Source organism: Paraburkholderia sp. EB58, from assembly GCF_050436665.1.
Lineage (GTDB): Bacteria > Pseudomonadota > Gammaproteobacteria > Burkholderiales > Burkholderiaceae > Paraburkholderia.
Genome location: NZ_JBNDMQ010000034.1, coordinates 100,088 through 106,863, shown reverse-complemented (window position 1 = coordinate 106,863; position 6,776 = coordinate 100,088). Strand labels below are relative to the sequence as shown.

Annotated in this window: 6 protein-coding genes; 5 read left to right on the top strand and 1 reads right to left on the bottom strand. The window is 62.6% G+C overall.

What is annotated here, in order from left to right:
* Nucleotides 1-113: 113 nt before the first annotated feature.
* A complete protein-coding gene (locus P3T40_RS35145; RefSeq protein WP_429272306.1) occupies nucleotides 114-890 on the bottom strand; it encodes an enoyl-CoA hydratase in 777 nt (258 codons plus the stop codon).
* Nucleotides 891-1,027: 137 nt separating this feature from the next.
* On the opposite strand from P3T40_RS35145, the gene paaN reads away from it, so the two are divergent.
* From paaN to paaK, 5 genes are all read left to right on the top strand, one after another.
* Complete coding sequence (gene paaN / locus P3T40_RS35140) at nucleotides 1,028-2,728, top strand: phenylacetic acid degradation protein PaaN (protein ID WP_429272305.1); 1,701 nt, start codon at nucleotides 1,028-1,030, stop codon at nucleotides 2,726-2,728.
* A gap of 128 nt (nucleotides 2,729-2,856) precedes the next feature.
* Nucleotides 2,857-4,059 carry a 3-oxoadipyl-CoA thiolase gene (gene pcaF, locus P3T40_RS35135; RefSeq protein WP_429272304.1) on the top strand — a complete coding sequence of 401 codons (1,203 nt, stop codon included), beginning with the start codon at nucleotides 2,857-2,859 and terminating at the stop codon, nucleotides 4,057-4,059.
* Between the two features lie 56 nt (nucleotides 4,060-4,115).
* Nucleotides 4,116-4,907: a 2-(1,2-epoxy-1,2-dihydrophenyl)acetyl-CoA isomerase PaaG gene (paaG, locus tag P3T40_RS35130; RefSeq protein WP_429272303.1), complete on the top strand. Its 792-nt coding sequence runs from the start codon at nucleotides 4,116-4,118 to the stop codon at nucleotides 4,905-4,907.
* Nucleotide 4,908: 1 nt separating this feature from the next.
* A complete protein-coding gene (gene paaI / locus P3T40_RS35125) occupies nucleotides 4,909-5,370 on the top strand; it encodes a hydroxyphenylacetyl-CoA thioesterase PaaI (protein WP_429272302.1) in 462 nt (153 codons plus the stop codon).
* Between the two features lie 79 nt (nucleotides 5,371-5,449).
* Nucleotides 5,450-6,754, top strand: coding sequence for a phenylacetate--CoA ligase PaaK (gene paaK / locus P3T40_RS35120; protein ID WP_429272301.1), 1,305 nt, complete (start codon nucleotides 5,450-5,452; stop codon nucleotides 6,752-6,754).
* The last annotated feature ends 22 nt before the right edge of the window (nucleotides 6,755-6,776 follow it).

Sequence of the window (6,776 nt, the reverse complement as noted above, 5' to 3'; positions counted from 1 at the left end):
AAGCCTTGCCACTGCTGGCTCTCCCGTCTCCCGCGCTCCGGTGTCCGGAACGCGAAAGAACGAGATTCTAGCGAGCCCAACCGGGCCTGGCAAGCGTTATTTTGATAGCCTCATTACCGATGCTTGAAGACCGGTTTGCGCTTCTCCACGAAGGCAGCCATCCCCTCCTTTTGATCCTCAGTCGCGAACAGCGAATGGAATAGTCGGCGCTCGAAATGGACACCCTCTGCAAGCGTCGTTTCGTAGGCGCGATTCACCGACTCCTTGACCATCATGACTGCGGGTAACGGGAACTCAGCGATCGTCGCCGCCGCAGCGACCGCTTCGTCGAGCAACGACGCGGCGGGAACAACCCGGGACACCAATCCTGCACGCTCTGCCTCGGCTGCATCCATAAAGCGCGCCGTCAGACAAAGATCCATGGCCTTCGCTTTCGATACCGCGCGCGGTAACCGTTGCGTACCGCCGGCGCCGGGCATGATGCCGAGCTTGATTTCCGGTTGACCGAACTTGGCCGTATCTGCGGCCAGGATGATGTCGCACATCATCGCCAGTTCGCATCCGCCGCCAAGCGCAAAGCCTGCGACAGCCGCAATGATCGGCTTGCGGATTGTGCGTACGGTCTCCCAATTGCGGGTGATGTAATCGCCCTTGTAGACATCCATATAGGTGTAGGTCGCCATCATGCCGATGTCGGCACCAGCGGCGAAGGCTTTCTCACTGCCCGTGATGACGATCGCCCCGATGTCATCGTCGGCATCAAATGCCTTCAAAGCCGCGCCCAACTCATCCATTAGCGCATCGTTCAGCGCATTCAGCGCCTTTGGGCGGTTCAGCGTGACCAGACCGACCCGTCCACGGGTCTCCACCAGAATATTCTCGTAAGCCATGCAGCCTCCTTTGTATGAAGAATGAGTCGCGCGAAAACGCTTCGCGCCGCCGTCCTAATAATGCTAACATTCACCAACCAACCGGTCGGTCAATTATTCGACAAGGTTTCTCCTAAACTTCAGCCCCCACTTTCGCCATGACACATCCGCTATTTTCCAAGAACGAAGACACGCTGCAAAAGGCGCTCGCCGCCATCGAGACACGCGGCTACTGGAGCCCGTTCGTGGAGATGCCTAGTCCTAAAGTGTACGGGGAAACAGCGAACGCTGATGGTGAGGCGGCATTCAAGGCTCACCTGAATCAGACTTTCGAACTCGACCAACCCGCCACCGGGGAAACCGTCGGAGCCGAGGTTTCGCCGTTCGGCTTCCCGCTCGGCGTCCGCTATCCCAAAGCCGACCCGGATACCCTGCTCGCCGCCGCTGCTGCCGCACAAACGAGTTGGCGTGCCGCCGGCCCGCAGGCATGGATCGGCGTGAGCCTCGAAATTCTGGCGCGCGTGAACCGCGCGAGTTTCGAGATCGGCTACAGCGTCATGCACACCACCGGTCAGGCGTTCATGATGGCGTTCCAGGCAGGCGGACCGCATGCCCAGGACCGCGCGCTCGAGGCCGTCGTGTACGCGTGGGACCAGTTGCGCCGCATTCCGGCTGACGCGCACTGGGAAAAGCCGCAAGGCAAAAACCCGCCCCTTGCGATGCATAAGCGTTATACCGTCGTCCCGCGCGGCACTGGGCTGGTACTCGGTTGCTGCACCTTCCCGACGTGGAATGGTTATCCCGGTCTCTTCGCCGATCTGGCAACCGGCAACGCGGTCATTGTCAAACCCCACCCGGGCGCCATCCTGCCGCTGGCAATTACCGTCCGCATCGCGCGAGACGTCTTACGCGAAGCGGGTTTCGATCCGAACGTCGTCACGCTCCTCGCCACCAACCCGAACGACGGTGCACTCGTCCAGGATCTCGCACTACGCCCCGAGATCAAGCTGATCGACTTCACCGGCAGCACGCAAAACGGCACCTGGCTCGAACACCATGCTCATCAGGCACAGGTGTACACGGAGAAGGCCGGCGTCAACCAGATCGTGATCGACTCGGCAGCCGACATCAAAGCCGTGGCGCGGAACATTGCTTTCTCGCTGGCGCTCTATTCCGGCCAGATGTGCACGGCGCCGCAAAACATCTATATACCGCGCGACGGCATCCGCACCGCCGACGGCATGCTCAGCTTCGACGCGGTTGCGCAGACACTCGCCGACGCCGTGCAAAAACTGGTTGCCGATCCCGCCCGCGCCGTTGAACTGCTTGGCGCGATCCAGAATGAAGGCGTCGTGCAGCGCATCGAGGAAGCCGGCAAGCTGGGCCGCGTGCTGGTCGAGAGCCAGTCGCTCGAACACCCGGCTTTTGCAGGTGCCCGCGTGCGCACGCCGCTCGTCCTGCAGCTTGATGCTGCGACCGACTCGGCAAAATTCACCAAGGAATGGTTCGGTCCGATCTCATTCGTCATCGCAACTGATTCGACCGCGCAGTCGCTCGAGCTTGCCGGCAAGCTCGCAGCCGAACACGGCGCGCTAACGTTCTCGGTATACAGCTCCGACGAAGCCGTTATCGAAGCCGCCCACGAAGCCTCGATTCGCGGCGGCGTTGCGCTGTCCATCAATCTGACCGGTGGCGTGTTCGTCAACCAGTCGGCCGCCTTCTCCGACTTCCACGGCACCGGCGCGAACCCGGCGGCCAACGCCGCGCTTGCCGACGCCGCATTCGTCGCAAACCGCTTCCGTGTCGTTCAAAGTCGCGTTCATGTTGAACCGAAAGCGGCCCCAGTGGCAGTCGGCTGAAAGACATAGGACGGAACGGGTCGATGCGTCTTAGGCCGTTTGGCCGAATGGAACGCCCGACCCGCCCCGACTAACATGAGACACGGGACCGGCATTTCAGCCCGGTCCGCCATCAGCAGGAATCCAGCATGAACGACGCTTTCATCTGCGACGCGATTCGCACTCCATTCGGCCGCTACGGCGGCGCCTTGAAAGACGTCCGCGCCGACGACCTGGGCGCGGTGCCAATCAGGGCGTTGATCGAACGCAACCCTGGCGTGGACTGGCGCGCGCTCGACGACGTGATCTACGGCTGCGCAAATCAGGCAGGCGAAGACAACCGGAACGTCGCGCGCATGGCGGCCCTGCTCGCCGGCTTACCTACTGAGGCACCGGGCGCCACCATCAATCGGCTTTGCGGCTCGGGCATGGACGCGGTTGGCACCGCCGCTCGCGCTATCAAGGCGGGAGAAGCTCGCCTGATGATCGCAGGTGGCGTCGAAAGCATGACGCGCGCGCCGTTCGTGATGGGCAAGGCAGCCAGTGCGTTCTCGCGGCAAGCCGAGATTCACGACACGACGATCGGCTGGCGTTTCGTCAATGCGCTAATGAAGCGCGACTTTGGCGTCGATTCGATGCCCGAAACGGCCGAAAACGTCGCCGTCGAGTTCAGCGTGAGCCGCGCGGATCAGGACGCGTTCGCCCTGCGCAGCCAGCAAAAAGCCGCGCAAGCACAACGCGACGGCACGCTGGCGCAAGAGATTGTCGCCGTCGAAATCGCGCAGAAGAAAGGCGACCCGGTTCGGGTCACGCTGGATGAACATCCCCGCGAAACCTCGCTGGAAGCGCTCGGCAAACTCAAGGGTGTTGTGCGGCCCGATGGCAGCGTAACCGCCGGCAATGCGTCGGGCGTGAACGACGGCGCCTGTGCGCTGTTGCTCGCCAATCAGGCGGCCGCCGATCAATACGGACTTCGCCGTCGGGCGCGTGTCATTGGTATGGCGACAGCTGGCGTCGAGCCTCGCATTATGGGCATTGGACCCGCCCCCGCTACGCAAAAGTTGCTGAAGCAGCTCGGCATGTCGTTGGAGCAATTCGACGTCATCGAGTTGAATGAAGCCTTCGCTTCGCAGGGCCTGGCGGTGCTGCGCACGCTCGGCTTGCGCGACGACGATCCGCGCGTCAACCCCAACGGCGGAGCCATCGCCCTGGGTCACCCGCTCGGCGCCTCGGGCGCGCGGCTCATCACGACCGCGCTCTACCAGCTCGAACGCACTAACGGCCGCTTCGCGCTGTGCACGATGTGCATTGGCGTAGGCCAAGGCATTGCACTGGCCATCGAGCGGGTCTGACGCAAACAAACCGTATTTCGCTCAAGGGCTACCAAATAGCCAGGAGGAGACAACCGATGTCATATGAAGCGATCCGCGTCGATTTTGACGCATCAAGCCGCGTCGCTACCGTGACGCTAAACCGCCCCGACAAGCTCAACAGCTTCACCCGGGCGATGCATCGCGAACTCAGCGCCGCGCTCGACGAAGTCGTCGCTGCAGGTGCGCGAGCTCTCGTGCTGACGGGCGCTGGCCGCGGCTTTTGCGCGGGCCAGGACCTGGCCGATCTGGACTTCACGCCCGGCGCAATGACCGACCTCGGCGAGTTGATCGACGAGCACTTCAATTCGCTGATCCGCCGGCTACAGGCGTTGCCCCTGCCGGTGATCGCCGCAGTGAACGGCACCGCGGCTGGCGCGGGGGCCAATCTGGCACTGGCCTGCGACCTGGTGCTCGCAGCGCGCTCGGCCAGCTTCATTCAGGCATTCGTGAAGATCGGCCTCGTGCCCGATTCAGGCGGCACATGGTTCCTGCCGCAGCGCGTCGGTATGGCCCGCGCGCTTGGCCTCGCCATCACCGGCGACAAGCTGGGCGCGGAGAAGGCCGAAAGCTGGGGACTCGTGTGGCAAGTCGTCGAAGACGCGGAGCTCGCCGCCGCAGCGGCCAAACTCGCCGCCCATCTCGCCCAGCAGCCAACTCGCGCAATCGCCGCGATCAAGCAGGCGATGCGCGCAAGCGCTACGCAAACGCTCGATCAGCAGCTCGACCTCGAGCGCGATCTGCAGCGTGAGCTAGGCGCATCCCACGACTACGCGGAAGGCGTGCAAGCCTTCATCGAAAAACGCGCACCGCGTTTCGAGGGCTGCTGACATGTCGACACAACCAGACCGCACCGCCACGCTGTCGCCCGACGAACTGGCACGCGCCACCGCTGAGGCTATGTACGCGTCCGATGCCTGCAGCCGTGCGCTGGGATTCGAATTGCTGGAAGTCCGGCCCGGTTATGCGCGCCTGCGCATGACGGTGCGCACCGACTTCCTCAACGGCCATCAGATCTGCCACGGCGGACTGATCTTCACGCTTGCCGACTCCGCCTTCGCGTTCGCCTGCAATAGCTACAACATCAGCACGGTGGCAGCGGGTTGCTCGATCGAATTTCTGCGTCCCGTGCAAGGTGGCGATGTGCTGACCGCCGAAGCCGTTGAGCAGACGTTAATCGGACGCACCGGGATCTACGACATTCGTGTAACGAATCGCGCGGGCGAAACCGTGGCGATGTTTCGCGGCAAATCGGCGCAAATCAAAGGCAACGTAATCCCGACCGAACGCTGAACTCTGCGGCTCGCACGGCACCCATTCAAACGCAGCCGCGCGCACTGCAACCCATTCTGAAGAAGCAAGGAGACACTCAATGAACACCACGCTCCCGCTCGAGCCGATCGAAACGGCGAGCCGCGACGAACTCGCCGCGCTCCAGCTTGAACGGCTGAAATGGTCGCTCACGCACGCTTACGAGAATTCGCCGGTCTATCGGCGCAAGTTCGATGAAGCCGGAGTTCACCCAGGTGAGGTCAAAACGCTCGCGGACCTGTCCCGCTTCCCGTTCACGTCCAAAAAGGATCTGCGCGACAACTACCCGTTCGGTATGTTCGCCGTCCCGCAGGAGCAGGTCTCACGGATTCATGCGTCCTCGGGTACGACGGGCAAGCCGACGGTGGTCGGCTATACGGCGCGAGATATCGACACGTGGGCCAACGTGGTCGCCCGTTCGATTCGCGCCGCTGGCGCACGGCGTGGCGACAAGGTACACGTGAGCTACGGCTACGGTCTCTTCACGGGCGGCTTGGGCGCGCACTACGGTGCGGAACGCGCGGGTCTCACCGTGATCCCGTTCGGCGGCGGTCAGACTGAAAAGCAGGTCCAGCTCATTCAGGATTTCCGACCAGACATCATCATGGTGACGCCGAGCTACATGCTGTCGATCGCCGATGAACTGGAAAGGCAAGGCATCGAGCCGGCTCAAACTTCGTTGCGCATCGGCATTTTCGGAGCGGAGCCGTGGACCAACGACATGCGCAGCGCCATCGAAAAACGCATGGGCATCGATGCAGTGGATATCTATGGCCTGTCCGAGGTGATGGGGCCGGGCGTGGCCTCGGAATGCGTGGAGACCAAGGACGGTCCGACCATCTGGGAGGATCACTTTTACCCGGAGATCATCGACCCGGAAACCGGCGAAGTACTGCCGGACGGCGAATTGGGTGAACTGGTGTTCACGTCGCTGACGAAAGAAGCGCTGCCGATCATCCGCTACCGCACGCGCGATCTCACACGTCTGCTACCGGGCACCGCGCGGACGATGCGCCGGATGGAGAAGATCACCGGCCGCTCGGACGACATGATGATCGTGCGTGGCGTGAACGTCTTCCCGACGCAGATCGAGGAACTGCTGCTGAAGCAACGCGCACTCGCGCCGCACTATCAGATCGTCCTCACGAAAGATGGTCCGCTAGATGTGATGACGCTCAACGTCGAGCCGTGCCCAGAGACGGCGCCCGACACTGCTGCGCTGAGCGCAGCGAAGCAGGCGCTGACCTACGACATCAAGGCCCTGATCGGTATCAGCGCCGTGGTGAATGTGTTGGCGGTGAACGGTATTGAACGTTCGGTGGGAAAGGCGCGGCGTGTGGTCGACAAGCGGAAAATGAGCGCCTAAGAACGCTGGCGGCGTCGTTTCG